Genomic DNA, 17,138 nt, shown 5'->3' on the forward strand with positions numbered 1-17,138 from the left:
CCGTAAAAATATAGATACAAATCCACAGTGCTTATAAATGATATCATCAATGGCCGTAGATGATATCATTCTTAATTCGGCTAGAAAGGAAAAATACTCAATTCTAACCTTAAATTGAGTATACGTGTTATATGAAAAGATTAACTGCTTTAATACTTTCAGTTTTTATGCTTATGGGCTGTTCTTCAAAGACTGAGACTATTGCTTTAAAAAAGCCTGTGACTATTGCCTTTTATTCTATTGCCGATTGTGGTGAATGTAAGGCTTTCAAAAAGAATGCCATCCCTTATTTCAAAAAGGTCTTTGGCAAGCAGGTCACAATTAAGATGTATGATATGGATGCTACAAGCACGAAAGTACCTTATGATACGGCTATTCAACGCTTAGCTGATTTTGATCAGGAATATTATGGAATGGGTCCTTTTATTGATATTGAAGGCTATTTTAGTTATTTAGGTTATCGAGCTGGAGATGAAGAAGCTATTGCGAAGGATATCCATAATGCCCAATATGACAAAAAGCTAACAAGCAAGCTTGAAGGCCATCGCTTTAGCTACAAGTCATGAAGCAATGGATTGTCTTTCTTTTGCTGCTCACTGCCTGTCAGGCAAAAACAATGATACATATTGATGTTTATGAATTAGAAGACTGTGGGGCCTGCATGGCTTTAGAGAATGACCTCAATCAACTTGAACAAGAATATCCCCAAATCTATATCCGATATCTTGATCTCGATGACTCAAAGAATCTTAAAAGCTTTAAAAAACTCAAGCTCCCATCGATTGCTCCAACAATCATCGTTGAAAAAACATTTGTGAAACAGGGCTATAATGCGAATGACAAAGACCTGCTTAAGAAAAATATCCAACATATCATCAATCATCAACCAATACACTACAATAAAGAATATCGAAGGTATGACAATGCAATTACTTGAAACAATCAGAAACTACAGACCCTATAATGAACAAGAAGAAAAAGACCGTGAAGAAATGATCAGACGACTGGAAAACAAAGAAGAGTTATTGACAAGAGATAACAGGTCTGCACATTTCACAGCTAGTGCCTGGATCGTCAATAAAGAAAAGACAAAGGTCTTGATGGCTTATCATAATATTTATGATTCATGGGCTTGGCTTGGTGGTCATGCCGATGGTGAGGAAGATCTTTTAAAGGTTGCTTTAAAAGAAGTGAAAGAGGAAAGTGGACTAGATGCCATTCCTTTATCTTCAGATATCTTTTCTTTAGAAATATTGACTGTTGATGGTCATATGAAGAATGGTGAATATCTTAGCAGTCATCTTCATTTAAATGTGACTTATTTACTTGAAGGTAACGAGCATGCAGCTATAAGAAATAAAGACGATGAGAATAAGGCTGTAGCTTGGTTTGATTTAGATGAAGCCCTTATCAAAAGCAGCGAACCTTGGTTTGTCGAACATATTTATCGAAAGCTCAACGATAAACTAAGAAAAATGAAAGACAACTAAAAATAATGAGACCTCCTATAAATTATGATATACTAGTTGTGTATGTAATCATAAATTTAAGGAGGTTTTTTCTATGGCTACACCACATAATGAAGCATCAAAGGGCGATTTCGCAAAGACAGTTTTAATGCCAGGCGATCCTCTTCGAGCAAAATATCTTGCTGAACACTACCTTGATAACGTCCGTCAGGTTAATGGCGTGAGAGGCATGTTGGCTTATACGGGAACATATAAAGGCAAAGAAGTCTCAATCATGGGCAGTGGCATGGGCATGCCAAGTATTGGTATTTATAGCTATGAGCTCTATACACAATATGATGTTGAAAATATCATTCGTATTGGTTCAGCTGGATCTATCAATAAAGATGTACATATCCGTGATGTTATTATTGCTCAGGGAGCTTGTACAGATAGCGCATGGGCACATCAATATGAATTACCAGGCACATTCTCTGCCATCTCTTCCTATGACTTATTGGAGAAGGCTGTTTGTGAAGCTAAAAAGAAACAAATTCATTATCATGTAGGCAACATCGTCTCATCAGATCTTTTCTATCATGCCGATGTTGAAGCAAGCGGTCGTTGGAGCAATGTAGGCTGTCTAGCTGTTGAAATGGAAAGCTATGCTCTTTTTGCGAATGCGGCTTATTTAGGCAAGAAGGCACTGACTCTACTTACAATCTCTGATTCATTAGTCAATGACGAGCAAGAAACAACAGCCCAGGAAAGAGAAAGAACTTTCACTGATATGATGGAAGTTGCTTTGGAAATTGCTTAATGAAGAGTGTGAAATGTGCTTTCTTTGACTTTGATAATACGATAGCTAAGGGGGATACAATCTTTAAGCTTCTAGTCTATACAATCAAAAAGCATCCTCTTACTATTGTTCGTTTCTTATTAACAATTCTATATGGGATAGGTTATATCCTTCATCTCGTTTCAAAAGAAAAACTTAAAGAAACGATTCTCTTTCCATTAGATCTTTTTAATAGTGAAGAACTGAAGACATTCTATCAAGAGAAGGTTGTACCTTCCTATTATCCCCATATGGTCCAAGAATTACAAAAAAGAAAAGATGAAGGCTATCTTGTCTTCCTCGTAACCGCAAGTTCAGAAGCTTATATGCGCTTCAACGAACTTCCAATTGATATTCTTATGGGAACACAGACAGAAATCATTGATGGAGAGTATACAAGTCATATAGTTGGTAAGAACTGCAAAGATGCTCATAAAGTCGAACGCATCAATGCCTATCTAGAGAAAAACAATCTCAGCATTGATTATGAACATTCCTATGGTTATTCCGATAGTACATCTGATATTCCAATGTTGAAGCTTGTCAAGAACCGTGTAAGAATCTCAAAGAAAGATGGCAGCATGTCACCCTTTGTTTTCTGATATTGCATTAAGTAGGGGATTCTTCTATAATAAATTAATGTATGAAAAGAGGGTAATTTTTTATGACACGTTATCGTGATACATATGCAAAAATCAGTTTAGCGAATATTCGTTATAATGCGAATGTCATCTATGACAAAGTAAAAAAGCCAATGGTTGCCGTCATTAAGGCAAATGCCTATGGTCATGGCTATAAGGAAGTTGCGAATGCTTTAAAAGAAGGTTGTCATATTGGTCTCTTTGCCGTCGCAACATTAAAAGAAGCCGAGGAATTGAGAGATTTAGGCGTGAAGCAGGAAATACTTGTTTTAGGACCTATTCCAATTGAAGATCTTTCTATAGCGATTGAGAAGGATATTTCTCTTGCTTTAATATCTAAAGATTATATGCATGATATTGAAGCCCATCATCATGGTGATCGTCCTGTCAAAGTCCATATTGCTATCGATACAGGAATGAGTCGTATTGGCTTAAGAAGTCGTGAAGAACTTGAAGAACTTATAGAACATGTTGATCCTAGAGTGATTGATTTAGAAGGTATTTTTACGCACTTTGCGACAGCTGATGACTTCTCACAAAATGATGAATATGAAAAACAGCTGGAAAAATTCAAGTCCATTGTTGGCAATTTACAATTCCGTTATGTCCATTGTGATAATACAGCCGCAATGATGTTCCATCATTCTAACTTTGGAAATCTCGCTCGCAATGGCATTGGTCTATATGGGGTTGATCCACGCGGTGAAGAGAATCCCGAATTGCGCCAAGCTATGAGCTTATATACAAAAGTCTCAATGATTAAAGAAATTCATAAAGGTGACAAGGTTGGTTATGGAATGACATATGAGGCAAGTGGTGATGAACGTATTGCGACATTACCTATTGGTTATGCTGATGGTTTCCTAAGAGTCAATCAAGGTCGAAATGTGTATATTAACGGTCGTGAATATCCAGTTGTAGGAAGAGTATGTATGGATCAGTGTATGGTGAAGGTTGATGAACATGTTCATGTGCATGATGATGTTGAAATCTTTGGTCCCCATATCTCATTAGCTCGCATGGCTAAAGAAATAGGCACGATTCCTTATGAAATCATGTGTTATATTTCTCCACGTGTAGAAAGGGAATATGATGAGTAGAAATGACTATGCCAAACGTATTAGACGTTTAGAAATCTTTTCTTCGCTTTTCATGATTATTGGTACTCTCGTGACTTTATATCTTGGCTTTGGCCTATATGCATTGCTACTAATCTTGGTGATATATGTTATTACTCAGGTTGTGAACTATCGCTTGATGAAGAAATGTCGTTGTTCCAAATGTGGTAATGTGGATGTCTTCACAAAACATCTAGGCTTTACAACAGGTGTTAAAGAACAATGCCCAAACTGTCATTGTCAGTTACATCCTGATCAAAAAATGCCAATAAAAAAATAAGGTGATGCATTACGCATCACCTCTTTTCTTACATATTTGATTCAATAAAATCATATAAATAATAATACTGCATAGCACCTGCTTTTTGCGCTTTGACTTGACCCTTCTTGATAATCATAGTTGTTGGTGTAGTCACAGCAACATGAAGTGTCTTTGTCATATAGTCACTTTTCGCATTTGCTAGATCGACATAGTAAATCTTATGTTTTCTATTCTTAGTCTGGTATTTCGTTAAGACTTTCTGATAGCTTGCTGAATAAGAGTCTTTTGAAGAACCAGCCACAAGCACAAATGATTCCTTCTTTTCTACCATTTTTGTAAGCTGTGCTGTTGTGATTGTTTTATATGTGGCATAAGTAGCCTGTCGGTAAGCAAATAAAGCTAGGAATACAACCAATACAATACCAAAGACACTGATTTCTTTCCAAGCTTTCTTGAAGAATGCTTTCATATCGATACCTCCAAATACCTTCATATTCTAGCAAATTTTTTCATCTAAAACAATATCCAATATTATGCTACAATAGGGGCATAGGAGGTAAAGTTAATGAATAAAGTTGTAAAAACAGATAAGGCTCCAGGAGCTATTGGGCCATATTCACAGGGTATCGATATTGGCAATATCGTATTCTTCTCAGGACAGATTGGTCTTGATCCAGCAACAGGCAAAATGCAGGAAGGCATTGAGGCTCAGACACATCAGGTATTAAAGAATATCAAGGGATTACTAGAAAGCCAGGGACTCACATTTGCGAATGTCGTGAAGACAACATGCTTCTTAGAAAACATTGATAACTTCAAGCTTGTCAATGAAATCTATGCTCAGTATTTTGTTGAACCATTCCCTGCTAGAAGTGCTGTAGGGATTGACCGTTTACCAGCTGGTGCCTTAATTGAAATCGAAGTTATTGCTTCAAAATAGTATAAAAGCAGTCATGTAGTTAAAGCTTACATGACTGTTTTTATTATCTACGCAATTTATAAGAAAAAAGCCATACCTTTAAAAATATCAAGAAAATGTAAAAAAAAAACACAAACTATTTACAAAGCACAATAGAGAATGGCATAATCTTGTTAGATAAGCAATACATGTAATGTCTCATCAAAATCTATGAATATCTTGGAAAAATTATGGAACTCATTGTCGGAAAGATGCCCGTTGGGAAATTGATGAAGAATTGCTGAAAGTGTATACGAAGGCACAGATGTTTGCCAAACCACATATACCATTAGCTGATATTGAAAATATCGATATCTATTTTACAAGCAAGCCAGCAGGTGGGTTCGGCGTGCGACCTACGCCCATCCTGTCATGCTTGATATCAAACTGGAAAATAATACATCTCTGACATTTAATAATCTCATTGCAACAAATCGAAATGAACTTATTGAAGCAATCAATTATCTGAAGGATCATGATATTGCTTTTACGACAAGAAAATCTGGGATGGGGTAGAAGAGATTATCAAAGGCATCATCTCCCATACGTAGCTCATAAAGTTATTCATATTCTGTACAATGGAAAAAAGCAGATATGTGTTGAAGTATTAGAAAGACTTTGAGGATTATCAAGGAAGAACGAAATATAGAGGAATCTGGTGATTATTATGAAGAAAATTCTTCCAATATTAAGCTTATGCTATATGGTTGTTGTATGTTTACTTACAAGAGTTATTGTTCTTATAAAGCTGCCTTTGATATTGCAAATATTCTTGTTATTTATTGGCTATGGGATGCTTCTAGAATTCATGATGAACAGGCAAGAAATGGATGCACAATATCGAAAAGGCTATCTTATTCTCTATGGCTTACTGCTTGCTTGTGCTCTTGTTCTAAGCATTATTTATTTGAGAAGTACAATTGGTCTTTATATAACGAATTTAATGATGGAAATGCTACCATTTTTCTTTGCCTGGCTAACTGGCCTTTTGTTCCAGAATAGAGAAAAGTCATTTCCTGCTTCCATAAGCCTGATCATTACAATATTTGTCTTTTTGACTTTTTTCATCATGAAATTACCAGCACTTCAGCAGGCTATCAGAGTTGATGCGAATACGCTATTCTGGCCAGGACTCATCATTGATATGCTTCTTCTAAGTATTGATATGGGACTAAGTACATGTATTATTCATATCAATCAAACAAACAAATCACTTGGAATCATCTCTCTTGTACTCGCAATACTCTTGCTTATACTGACATTACCAATAGGTAGCTGGAGTATTTTCACTAGCCTTACTCATTTCTCAAATATCATCATTCCACATCTCTATCTCTGTTCTCTTTATCTTATTTGTGTTCATGGTATTTGTTTGCTTAGAAAATGAAAAGAAGTGGCTCAGCCACTTCTTTTGCATTATTTACGAATAGTAATACCCATCTTTCTTTCTACTTTCGCAAGTTTCTTGTAGGCAATACGTCCTGCCTTCTTAGCACCTTCATCAAGAACTTTCTCGATTTCACCACTTGCCATGATTTTATTATAGGCATCCTGAACTCTCTGTAATTCAGCCCCAACAATTTCTGCTAAGTCCTTCTTGAACTCACCATAGCCTTTACCTTCATACATTGCTTCGATTTCTTCATAGCTCTTATGATCAAGGATGGAATAGATTTCCATGAGGTTGGAGATGCCAGGCTTGTTTTCTTTGTCATAGCGGACATGGCTGTCACTGTCAGTTACGGCTGCCATGATTTTCTTCTTGCTGATATTGATAGGATCAAGCATGTAGATACAGCCTTTACCAGTTGGGTCACTCTTGCTCATCTTGCTTGTAGGGTCTTGTAAAGACATGATACGGCCACCGACACGTGGTGTTAATGGTTCAGGTATTTTAAATGTTTCAGAATAGCGGTGATTGAAACGTTCTGCGACCATGCGGGCTAATTCGACATGTTGTTTCTGGTCATCACCAACGGGTACATAGTCAGGATCATACATGAGGATATCGGCATTCATCAGTGATGGATAGTTGAAAATACCAGCTCCAATAGATGTATCCTTTCTTGCTTTAGCTTTTTCAACCTGCATCTTATATTGTGTCATACGGCTAAGTTCACCCATTGTCACCATGCAGTTTAAATACCAGCCTAGCTGAGCATGTTCTTTAACATCTGACTGTAAGAATAATGTTACTTTTTCTGGATCAAGTCCTGCAGCTAAATAGAGCGCAATCAAGTCCTTCGTATTCTGTCTTAAATCTTTTGGCTCCTGATAAATAGTCATTGAGTGTAGATTAGCGACAAAGATAATCATTTCATAATCATCCTGGAAACTTACAAAAGGCTTTATCGCCCCAATGTAATTCCCTAAAGTCACTCTACCTGTTGGTTTAATACCACTTAACATTCTTTTCATTTTATTTCTCCTTCCGCATTTAAAGGAAATAAAAAAACACTTATCCAAAGGACAAGTGTAAAAGCCACCTTTGAAATGCTATCACATTCTGTCTACTAACGTAAGACTTGACGTTGAAAGATACTCAATTTCCCCTTCACCCTCACAGGTCCATTTGAAAGTGCGTCAATACTAGGCTTCCACCACTCCTAGCTCTCTGTTATTGCGTTTACTAACGTTATCTCCTGCTCATCGGTTTACGTGTTCAACTCTATCACTAAAGCTCTTTGTTGTCAATGAGACGCTTGCAACTTAGGACTATACTTTATGAGAATTTGTTGTATAATAAGGAATCGAGGAGGCAAGAAGATATGGTGAGAATTTATACTGCCCCAAGCTGTGCATCTTGCCGTAAGGTAAAGGCATGGCTGAAAGAACACAATATTCCATATGTTGAAAAAAATATCTTCTCGGTCTTATTACGTGAAGATGAATTAAAGGAATTATTGGAACGTTCAGAGAATGGTACGGATGATATTATTTCTAAGCGTTCTAAAATTATCAAGGAAGGGAATATTGATATTGATGAAATGAGTGTCAGTGAATTGATTCACTTCATTCAGAATAATCCATCAGTATTAAAGCGTCCTATCCTCATTGATGAAAGAAGATTTCAGGTTGGCTATAATGCCGAAGAAATACGTGCTTTTATTCCTCGTGAATTACGTAATCTTGCAGAATGTACACAAACTGACTTCTGCCCACAGTTTACGGATCTCAAGATGGAGTATGACCGTGATCACAAAAACGCATAAAATAGGTCCTATCAAGGACCTATTTTTCGTTGAATGAGGAAAGTGCACGTTTTAGCTTACTTTCACAGTTTTGTTGATAAGATAGCTTGTGTTTTTTAAGCAATAAGGCAAAAGTCTTTTTACCAGCTTCTAGATCACTCAGTTCAAATTCCATTTCATAATCTTCTTGACCATGATAATAATTCGCATCGAGAGAAAGCATACCGTCCTCTAATTGTATATCATGACGAATCGTCTTTAAGCGACAAAGTATTTTAATCTCAGAAAGATCAATATCCATCGCTTTCAACATTGATGTAATTTCATTTTCTTTCATACCACCATTTAAAAAGAATTGGGCATCCTCTTTCGTTAAGGCAAGATTATATTCTTTGCGGCCAGTACCTTCAGCTTTCGTCTTAACTGTCATTTCATAGGCCTTTTCTTTTTCACGGATACGTAAGGCAATACGCTTTTCTTGTAATGCTTGAGAAGTAAAATATGTATTTGTCTGGGTATAGACATGGGCCATATGATCATAATAATGGGTTAGATTGTCAAATTGTTCACGGGATAATAAGAGTTTATATTCGATTTCTAAATTTTCTTCCATAAGTTCCTCCTGACCTCATTATATCGCAAGATGGCGTCTTGAAGAAGTGGGAAGAAATAGTTTATAATGGTGTAAGTAGGTGATAATATGCAACGCTATGCAATTGTAGAAAGAGGCGATGACGCCTCTGCTAAATTAAGCAAGAAGCTTAGAAAAGATTTAGATGCTTTTTTGACATATGATGAGCTTCATCCTGAATTGGTTATTTCAGTAGGTGGGGATGGCACTATGTTAAGAAGTGTCCATGACTATATTGATCAGCTTGAAGATGTGGCTTTTGTCGGTATTCATACGGGGACGCTTGGCTTTTTTACTGATTATACGATTGATGAAGCGAACTTGTTGGTATATGACATTAAGGATAAGGCATTGACGGTGGAAAAGCGCAGCATGATTGAGATAGAATTTCATGAACAAAAATTCTATGCCTTAAATGAAATGCGACTTGAGAACTCCATCCATTCCCAGGTCATCGATGTTTTTATTAATGGTGAACATCTTGAGACCTTTAGAGGCAATGGCCTTTGTGTCTCTACCCCATCAGGCTCTACGGCATACAATAAGTCCATCCATGGTGCGATCATGGCGCCTGGACCAGAATTAATGCAGATCAGCGAAATAGCGGGCATTAATCATAATGCCTATCGTTCACTTGGCTCATCGCTCATTCTTAATGATAGTCAGCATGTTCGCTTAGAAACACAAAATTATCAAAATGCTGTATTATGTATTGATTTGGATGCCTTTCATCTTGAAGAGAATGTCACGATTGATGTCTCAATGAGTAAGAAATATGCCCGTTTTGCATCATATCGCCAGGTCTCATTTGTTGATAGGTTAAAGAAGGCTTTCCTATAATGCAGCTAGATTTTATTGCTACTAAAGAAGATGCCAATAATCGTCTCGATCTTTTCTTTTTAAAGCGTGGCATATCGAAAAAGCTTCTTAAAGATTCTAAGTATTATGGGCTTTTATTAGTCAATGGTTTACGTAAAACAGTGCGCTATATTGTCGAAGAAGGAGATGCTATCAGCATTGTATTTCCTCAGGAAGAAAGCAATATTGTCCCTGTAGCTATGCCTTTAGATATCGTCTATGAGGATGATTATTTGATGATTATCAATAAGCCACCTCATATTGCCTGCATACCTAATCGCAAGTATTATACAACATCACTTGCTAATGGAATTCAATATTACTTCAACCAAAACAACATACCATCAACGGTTCATATGGTTAACCGTCTCGATAAAGAAACCCAGGGTTATATGATGATAGCGAAATATCGTTATATTCATGATTGTTTTGCCCGTGACATCAAGGCTGTCAAACGTATCTATCATGCCTTAGTAGAAGGCAATCCCGGTTCTGGTACTGTTGATAAGCCAATAGGACATGCAGAAGGACATGCCACAAAACGTAAGATTGATGAAAATGGTGCTTATGCGATTACACATTATCGTACAATCGCAACTTTTGAAAAGACGAGTTTAGTAGAATGTACACTGGAGACAGGCCGTACTCACCAGATTCGTATTCATATGGCATCACTAGGACATCCTTTGGTCGGAGATCCGCTTTACAATGAAAAGAGTACGGGGACATTTTATCTTGATAGCGTTGCTATTCGCTTTGAACATCCGATGACACATCAACACATGGCCTTTTATAAGGAAGCGGCAAGAAGATAAATGATGGCAAGATGGAGAGGATAATAGAGATAGAAGAAGTAGGGAAGAGGGCTGCCTTTTCCCTTTTTGTGATTGTAGAAAGCAAGAGGGATGATGGCAAGCAGGCTGAAGTACTGGATGTTAGTCATTGTAACGCTCATGAAAAGACAGCCAACAAGCACACCAAGTAGGTGCCATTTTTCAGGCAAATAATAAACCATTACAACAAGAATAATACCACCAATGCCATAATCAATCTGATAATCAGAGGTTGTCTGTAAGGGTAATAGACAAACGAGAAAGAAGACAAGAAAAATAGAGAAGATAGAAATAAGCCAATGCTTTGTCTCAAGTGTATAGTCAATACTCATAATGAGTAATATGGAAAGAGAAAAGGAAATCAAGATGCTCATATAGATGGAATGGGTTGCAAAATACATCACTATTTGACATATGATTGCAAGAATGCTGACACGTAGGAAATAGGCTCTTCGATTATGGGTATAACGACAACCTTCCGCAATCAAATAGCCAAAGATAGGAAAAGAAAGACGGCCAATAATACGAAAAGGTGTATAGTTGTTGAGAAGAAATAAGCCAATATGATCAATGGTCATTGTGATTAAGGCAAGATATTTAAGTGTTGTTGCGGATAACTTTTGCATAAAATCTCCTAAAAAAGCTGTAACAGAAAGTTACAGCTAGTATTTCTTATGGGAATTGTCAAGAAGCTTATTTTGATAGTCGATATCAAGCAGGATCCCACCAGCAAACATGTAAGACCAAAGGGAAGATCCCCCATAGCTTAGCATAGGCAAGGTGATACCTGTAATTGGCAATAAGCCAAGAATCATGCCAATATTCCATACTTGTTGGAATAAGAGACAGCCAGCAATACCCATGGTGAAGTATTTATCACGACCATTTGTGCTTTGAAGACCAATGCGTAATACACAGATATCAAAGAATGCAATGGCTGCAATTGTAATAAAAGCACCTAAATAACCAAAACTACTGGCGATGACTGCAAAGATAAAGTCTGTCTGTCCTTCTGGGAAGGCTTTGACAAAATTTCTAAAACCATGTCCAAAAAAGCCAGCAGTACCATAGGAAAGCTGTGAGAACCAAAGCTGCATACCTTGGTCAGCAGTTGTACCTTCAGGATCAAGCCAGCCATAGACACGGCTGAGTGTATGTCCTTTAATAATTGAAGTAAATATACCATTTTGAAAGATAAAGAGGTAAACAAGTAAGCCAATGCCTGTTGCTGCCAGTGTAAAAATCACCACAAACCAGCGCCTATTGACACCACTAGAGATAATCACAAAGAAGGCCGCAAAGGCAAAGATCAACATAACACCGGAGTCATTTTGCATCAACATGAGAATGGCTGGGGGTATAAAGATTTTTAAGACTTTAAAAAAATAACGAATATCGCTTTCGAGAGTTGGAATAAGAACCTCTTCATTATGCTCCTGTGTCATTTTTGCAAGCGCAATAACCATGATGATTTTCATGAATTCTGAAGGCTGGAAAGAGAAGCCAGGAATACGGAACCATGAAGTTGCTCCATTGATATGAGGAACAATGGCTGTTGGCAGGACACTAATGCCAGTACGGATATAAACTTGGTGGTCCACACCAAGAAGGACAAGCAGGAAAATAAAAAGCCAATAAAGAATCTTAATGTGTTTATAGAAAGTATCTTTACCAATACGATAAACGACAAAAAGCAATATAAAGCCAAGAAAATAGTAAAATGCCTGTGAGATCCATAAGTGATATGGATTGGCAACATTATTCATTATTGGTGCAGCTGAAGCAATACCTAAACAGCTGATGATACCAAGAATGAGTATAGCGTCAAAAAGTGGGTACTTTCTGAAGTATTCTTCAATTGTTTTCAAAAGTGCACCTCATTTCTTTTGTTTGAATTTGATTTCGACTATAGTATACTATAATTTGAAAAATCTTCAATTATTAAGGGAGGCAAAAAAGCAGTATGGAAAACTATCAAATAGCGATCATTGCAGCCGTAATTGTGCTTGCTGTTGTATTATTTTTCGTATTCAAAAACAGAAAGAAAAAGGATGAATCACCAGTTGATCTTGAGGTGCTTTTTAAGGCCTTAGGAGGCAAGGATAATGTAGTTAGTGTGGAGGCTAATGGCTCAAAGGTGAAAGTCGTTTTAAAAGACAATAATGTTGTGGATGCTGACGCTTTAAAAGGGCTAGGTGCGACTGGTGTTGTATCGACAAGCAAGGCAACACAAATTATTTTTGGAAAAGTTTCTGAAGATATTGTAAAATACATGAAAAATCGATTATAATCGATTATTTCAATGAAATTTTGAAAGTGTTTACAAGACGTGAAAAAAACTCACGTCTTTTTTTAACGCAAATCAGTTTACAAGCCTATTTTTCCATGTTAGGATAGGTTCGTTCAACATGAAAGGGCTTTGGTCGAACCTTTCAATGTAAGGGCTTTAAAATTATAAGGAGGACTCTATTCAATGAGTAATAAAGAAGTTTTTGAAGAAGCTTGGAGTGGCTTTAACGGTAGACTTTGGAAGGATGAAGTCAATACACGTGAATTCATTCAGGATAACTATACTGAATATACAGGTGATGAATCTTTCTTAGCTGAACCAACAGAAGCTACTAATAAATTATGGGGTAGATTACAGCAATTACAGAAAGAAGAACGTGCTAAGGGTGGCGTTCTTGATATGGAAACAGAAGTTGTTTCTGGCTTAACTGCTTATGGTCCAGGTTATATCGACGAATCTATGAAAGATTTAGAAAAAGTCGTTGGTTTACAAACTGATAAACCATTAAAGAGAGCATTCATGCCTTATGGTGGTATTCGTATGGCTGAACAGGCTTGTACAACATATGGTTATCAGCCATCAGAAAAATTACATGAAATCTTCACAAAATATCATAAGACACATAACCAGGCTGTCTTTGATGTCTATACACCAGAAATGAAATTAGCACGTCATTCAAAGGTTGTGACTGGTTTACCAGATACTTATGGCCGTGGTCGTATTGTAGGTGACTATCGTCGTGTGGCTTTATATGGTATTGATTTCTTAGTTGCAGAAAAAGAAAAAGACTTTGCTAACTGTGGTGGCGGAGAAATGACAGATGATGTCATCAAATTAAGAGAAGAAATTGCTGAACAGATCAGAGCATTAAAGGGCATGAAAGAAATGGCTGCTGTTTATGGCTATGATATTTCTAATCCAGCTAGAAATGCGCATGAAGCTGTACAGTGGTTATACTTTGGTTACTTAGCTGCTATTAAGACACAAAATGGTGCTGCTATGTCAGTGGGTAGAATTTCTACTTTCTTAGATATCTATATTGAAAGAGACTTATTAGAAGGTAGAATTACTGAAACTGAAGCTCAGGAATTAATTGACCATTTAGTTATGAAATTCAGAATGGTTAAATTCGCTCGTATCCCTTCATATAACGAATTATTCTCAGGTGACCCAGTATGGGCTACTCTTGAAGTAGCAGGTATGGGCATGGACGGTCGTTCTATGGTTACAAAGAATGACTACCGTTTCTTACATACATTAGAAAACATGGGTCCTTCTCCAGAACCTAACTTAACAGTTCTTTATACTGTTTCATTACCAACTAACTTTAGAAGATATGCTTCAAAGATTTCTATCAACACTTCATCAATTCAATATGAAAATGATGATGTTATGAGACCAATTTGGGGTGATGACTACTCAATTTGCTGCTGCGTATCAGCTACACAGACTGGTAAAGAGATGCAGTTCTTCGGTGCCCGTGCAAACCTAGCTAAGTGCTTAACTTATGCAATCAATGGTGGTATCGATGAAAAGAACCATATGCAGGTAGGTCCTAAATATCAGCCAATCACTTCGGAATACTTAGATTATGATGAAGTTATGGAAAAATATAATGACATGATGGAATGGTTAGCAGGCCTTTATGTCAATACATTAAATGCTATTCAGTATATGCATGATAAATATTATTATGAAGCAGCTGAAATGGCATTGATTGATACTGATGTAAGACGTACATTCGCAACAGGTATTGCTGGTTTCTCACATGTTGTTGACTCACTTTCAGCAATCAAGTATGCAAAAGTTAAGACAGTCAGAGATGAAAATGGCTTAGTTGTTGACTATGAAGTAGAAGGCGACTTCCCAAGATATGGTAATGATGATGACAGAGCTGACGATATCGCTGTTTGGTTATTAAAAGAATTCTTAAATAAAGTGAAGAAACATCATACATATAGAAATTCAGAACCAACAACTTCAATCTTAACAATCACTTCAAATGTTGTTTATGGTAAAGCAACAGGTTCATTACCTGATGGACGTAAAGCAGGTGAACCTTTATCACCAGGTGCAAACCCAGCATATGGTGCAGAAAAGAATGGTTTATTAGCTTCTCTTAACTCAGTGGCTAAATTACCATATGAATATGCATTAGATGGTATTTCTAATACACAGACAATTAACCCATCAGCTTTAGGAAATGACTTTGAAGAAAGAAACTTCAAGCTCGTATCTGTTCTTGATGGTTACTTCAACCAGGGTGCACATCACTTAAATGTCAATGTCTTTGGCACTGATAAACTAATTGATGCAATGGAACATCCTGAAAAAGAAGAATATGCAAACTTCACAATCCGTGTATCTGGCTATGCTGTTAAGTTCATTGACTTAACAAGAGAACAGCAGTTAGACGTTATTGCTAGAACTTGCCACGATCATTTATAAGATCCTCCACTCCTAGTTTCGACTAGGAGTTTTTTTATAGAATTACATCTTTTGTTTTTAAATCCCTATATAGGGATTTAAAAGGCCTATCTTTCAAACGAACTTCATAATTTACGATACAATATGAATGAGGTGAGAATGTAATGAAGGATTATTATATGCATATCGGCATTGAAGAAGGTATCGTGTGTTTGAAATATCGTTATCGATATCATGAAATTTATACGATGATGATTGCTTTGATGGAGATCATTGAGAAGGATGAGGGAATGAAAGACTATTTTCGGGAGTGTCTTCATACAATAGATGACTTTTTAATCTGGTATTCTCTCGATGAAGAAACAACTATTAAGACTTATCGACAGTGTTTTGTGAAGTTAATGAAACATCAAGATCATGGGTATTTAACGCTGAGTTATCACAATAACCATACGACCATTGAAGGAGAGTGTTGCCGCTATGATTTTGTCATACTCACGGCACTATTATTAATTCATATTGGTGTGAGAGATAAAAGTCTCATGAAGGCATTATTGCGTGATGCCTATATGTTGATGGATGTAGAGGTAGATGTGCATTATTCACATATTGCCCTGAAGAAAAATAAGGAGGTTATGCCTTTATCTTGATGGCTTATTTTGATAAAATAGTTGGGCGAGGTGTGGAATAGATGAAAGGTAAAATACATTCAATTGAATCATTTGGTGCAGCTGACGGACCAGGTATCCGTTTTGTCATTTTCTTTCATGGCTGCCCATTTAGATGTCAATTCTGTCATAATCCCGATACATGGGGAAGTAAGAAATTTGATGAAAAGAGTGCTGATGAATTACTCAATCAGGCTTTAAGATATAAGACTTATTGGGGTAAAGATGGCGGAATAACGGTTTCTGGTGGGGAACCATTAATGCAGATTGATTTCTTGCTGGAACTCTTTAAAAAAGCTAAAGCGAAAGGCATAGGCACATGTATTGATACATCAGGTGCTTCTTTTACAAACCAAGGTGAATATTTTGAAAAGTTTAAAGAATTAATGGATTATACAGATCTCTTGCTTGTTGATATCAAAGAAATCAATGATGCACGTCATCAAGTGATCACTGGTCAAAGCAATAAGAATGTTTTAGATATGCTTGCATATCTCAAGAATATCCATAAGGATGTTTGGATCAGACATGTCTTAGTGCCTGAAAGAAGTGACTATGATGAGGATTTAAAAGAGCTTGATGCCTATATTAATTCACTAGGAGACATCGTGAAACGTGTTCAAGTACTTCCTTATCATACAATGGGGCGCTATAAGTGGCAGGAACTGAATTTAGAATACCCATTAGAAGGTATTGATCCTCCTACAAAGGAACGTGTGGATCATGCTAATGAGGTATTACATACATCTAGCTATCGTGGCTATACGGAATAATGATAGGAGGAGGTGTGAGCCTCCTTTTTTCTAGTGTGCCGGGCATGGCACTGATTCAGTCGGAGATAGTCCGACCACAGGTAGTTACCGCCAAGTGTAGTGAACCACAAGCCGATACCATAAAGGTAGGAGTGAAGGAAGTGGTGTAGCGATTCCTTTGAGCGTACGAACAGAAACTTGATACAAGGCTAAATGGTGGATA

21 protein-coding genes are annotated in these 17,138 nt (G+C 36.9%); 16 read left to right on the plus strand and 5 right to left on the minus strand.

Translation table 11 applies throughout. From position 1 onward, the window contains the following. Positions 1-131 precede the first annotated feature (131 nt). The 7 genes from FYJ79_RS11155 to FYJ79_RS11185 all read left to right on the plus strand — a co-directional run bounded on the left by FYJ79_RS11155 (position 132) and on the right by FYJ79_RS11185 (position 4,325). Positions 132-566 carry a hypothetical protein gene (locus FYJ79_RS11155; protein WP_154518361.1) on the plus strand — a complete coding sequence of 145 codons (435 nt, stop codon included), beginning with the start codon at positions 132-134 and terminating at the stop codon, positions 564-566. Positions 567-616: 50 nt separating this feature from the next. Then, complete coding sequence (locus FYJ79_RS11160) at positions 617-937, plus strand: thioredoxin family protein (protein ID WP_195837084.1); 321 nt, start codon at positions 617-619, stop codon at positions 935-937. Further along, positions 924-1,490, plus strand: coding sequence for an NUDIX hydrolase (locus FYJ79_RS11165; RefSeq protein WP_154518367.1), 567 nt, complete (start codon positions 924-926; stop codon positions 1,488-1,490). The genes FYJ79_RS11160 and FYJ79_RS11165 overlap by 14 nt, the downstream gene beginning before the upstream one ends. Positions 1,491-1,563: 73 nt before the next feature. Further along, positions 1,564-2,268, plus strand: coding sequence for a purine-nucleoside phosphorylase (deoD, locus tag FYJ79_RS11170; protein ID WP_154518370.1), 705 nt, complete (start codon positions 1,564-1,566; stop codon positions 2,266-2,268). After that, positions 2,268-2,888, plus strand: a complete 621-nt coding sequence (locus tag FYJ79_RS11175; protein WP_154518373.1) for an HAD-IB family hydrolase — start codon at positions 2,268-2,270, stop codon at positions 2,886-2,888. The genes deoD and FYJ79_RS11175 overlap by 1 nt, the downstream gene beginning before the upstream one ends. 62 nt (positions 2,889-2,950) lie before the next feature. Continuing rightward, complete coding sequence (gene alr, locus FYJ79_RS11180) at positions 2,951-4,027, plus strand: alanine racemase (protein ID WP_154518376.1); 1,077 nt, start codon at positions 2,951-2,953, stop codon at positions 4,025-4,027. Next, positions 4,017-4,325: an oligosaccharide flippase family protein gene (locus FYJ79_RS11185; RefSeq protein ID WP_154518379.1), complete on the plus strand. Its 309-nt coding sequence runs from the start codon at positions 4,017-4,019 to the stop codon at positions 4,323-4,325. The genes alr and FYJ79_RS11185 overlap by 11 nt, the downstream gene beginning before the upstream one ends. Positions 4,326-4,353: 28 nt before the next feature. Here FYJ79_RS11185 and FYJ79_RS11190 read toward each other — a convergent pair whose 3' ends face one another. After that, the gene (locus tag FYJ79_RS11190; protein ID WP_154518418.1) at positions 4,354-4,776 is read right to left on the minus strand and encodes a monothiol bacilliredoxin BrxC family protein; all 423 of its coding nucleotides are present in this window, start codon (positions 4,774-4,776) and stop codon (positions 4,354-4,356) included. 96 nt (positions 4,777-4,872) lie between these two features. Between FYJ79_RS11190 and FYJ79_RS11195 the strand changes: the two genes are divergently transcribed. Both FYJ79_RS11195 and FYJ79_RS11205 read left to right on the plus strand, forming a co-directional pair. Next, positions 4,873-5,247 carry a RidA family protein gene (locus tag FYJ79_RS11195; RefSeq protein ID WP_033163568.1) on the plus strand — a complete coding sequence of 125 codons (375 nt, stop codon included), beginning with the start codon at positions 4,873-4,875 and terminating at the stop codon, positions 5,245-5,247. A 685-nt stretch (positions 5,248-5,932) separates the two neighbouring features. Continuing rightward, on the plus strand, positions 5,933-6,652 hold the full coding sequence (locus FYJ79_RS11205) for a hypothetical protein (protein ID WP_154518385.1): 720 nt from the start codon (positions 5,933-5,935) through the stop codon (positions 6,650-6,652). A gap of 29 nt (positions 6,653-6,681) precedes the next feature. Here the strand turns inward: FYJ79_RS11205 and trpS are convergent, their stop codons facing one another. Next, entirely contained in the window at positions 6,682-7,683 is a 1,002-nt protein-coding gene (trpS, locus tag FYJ79_RS11210; protein ID WP_154518388.1) for a tryptophan--tRNA ligase, read from the minus strand. Positions 7,684-8,033: 350 nt separating this feature from the next. Here trpS and spx point away from each other — a divergent pair, with 350 nt between their 5' ends. After that, complete coding sequence (gene spx, locus FYJ79_RS11215; protein WP_033163546.1) at positions 8,034-8,477, plus strand: transcriptional regulator Spx; 444 nt, start codon at positions 8,034-8,036, stop codon at positions 8,475-8,477. A gap of 19 nt (positions 8,478-8,496) precedes the next feature. Here the strand turns inward: spx and FYJ79_RS11220 are convergent, their stop codons facing one another. Beyond that, positions 8,497-9,069, minus strand: coding sequence for a CYTH domain-containing protein (locus FYJ79_RS11220; protein ID WP_154518391.1), 573 nt, complete (start codon positions 9,067-9,069; stop codon positions 8,497-8,499). Positions 9,070-9,156: 87 nt separating this feature from the next. Between FYJ79_RS11220 and FYJ79_RS11225 the strand changes: the two genes are divergently transcribed. Then, positions 9,157-9,927 (plus strand): NAD kinase, encoded by a 771-nt coding sequence (locus tag FYJ79_RS11225; protein ID WP_154518394.1) that lies wholly within the window; start codon positions 9,157-9,159, stop codon positions 9,925-9,927. Beyond that, positions 9,927-10,760, plus strand: a complete 834-nt coding sequence (locus FYJ79_RS11230; protein ID WP_154518397.1) for an RluA family pseudouridine synthase — start codon at positions 9,927-9,929, stop codon at positions 10,758-10,760. Before FYJ79_RS11225 ends, FYJ79_RS11230 begins: the two co-directional genes overlap by 1 nt. On the opposite strand, the gene FYJ79_RS11235 is transcribed toward FYJ79_RS11230, so the two are convergent. After that, positions 10,736-11,404: a TraX family protein gene (locus FYJ79_RS11235; protein ID WP_154518400.1), complete on the minus strand. Its 669-nt coding sequence runs from the start codon at positions 11,402-11,404 to the stop codon at positions 10,736-10,738. The genes FYJ79_RS11230 and FYJ79_RS11235 overlap by 25 nt on opposite strands. A gap of 36 nt (positions 11,405-11,440) precedes the next feature. Further along, the gene (locus FYJ79_RS11240) at positions 11,441-12,646 is read right to left on the minus strand and encodes an FtsW/RodA/SpoVE family cell cycle protein (protein WP_154518403.1); all 1,206 of its coding nucleotides are present in this window, start codon (positions 12,644-12,646) and stop codon (positions 11,441-11,443) included. Between the two features lie 95 nt (positions 12,647-12,741). Here FYJ79_RS11240 and FYJ79_RS11245 point away from each other — a divergent pair, with 95 nt between their 5' ends. From FYJ79_RS11245 to pflA, 4 genes are all read left to right on the plus strand, one after another. Further along, positions 12,742-13,068: a PTS transporter subunit EIIB gene (locus FYJ79_RS11245; RefSeq protein WP_154518406.1), complete on the plus strand. Its 327-nt coding sequence runs from the start codon at positions 12,742-12,744 to the stop codon at positions 13,066-13,068. A 183-nt stretch (positions 13,069-13,251) separates the two neighbouring features. Then, positions 13,252-15,516, plus strand: coding sequence for a formate C-acetyltransferase (gene pflB / locus FYJ79_RS11250; RefSeq protein ID WP_154518409.1), 2,265 nt, complete (start codon positions 13,252-13,254; stop codon positions 15,514-15,516). 143 nt (positions 15,517-15,659) lie between these two features. Beyond that, a complete protein-coding gene (locus FYJ79_RS11255) occupies positions 15,660-16,145 on the plus strand; it encodes a hypothetical protein (RefSeq protein WP_154518412.1) in 486 nt (161 codons plus the stop codon). A 41-nt stretch (positions 16,146-16,186) separates the two neighbouring features. After that, positions 16,187-16,936, plus strand: coding sequence for a pyruvate formate-lyase-activating protein (pflA, locus tag FYJ79_RS11260; RefSeq protein ID WP_154518415.1), 750 nt, complete (start codon positions 16,187-16,189; stop codon positions 16,934-16,936). The last annotated feature ends 202 nt before the right edge of the window (positions 16,937-17,138 follow it).

This window comes from Sharpea porci (assembly GCF_009695655.1).
In the GTDB taxonomy this organism is placed as follows: Bacteria; Bacillota_I; Bacilli_A; order Erysipelotrichales; family Coprobacillaceae; genus Sharpea; species Sharpea porci.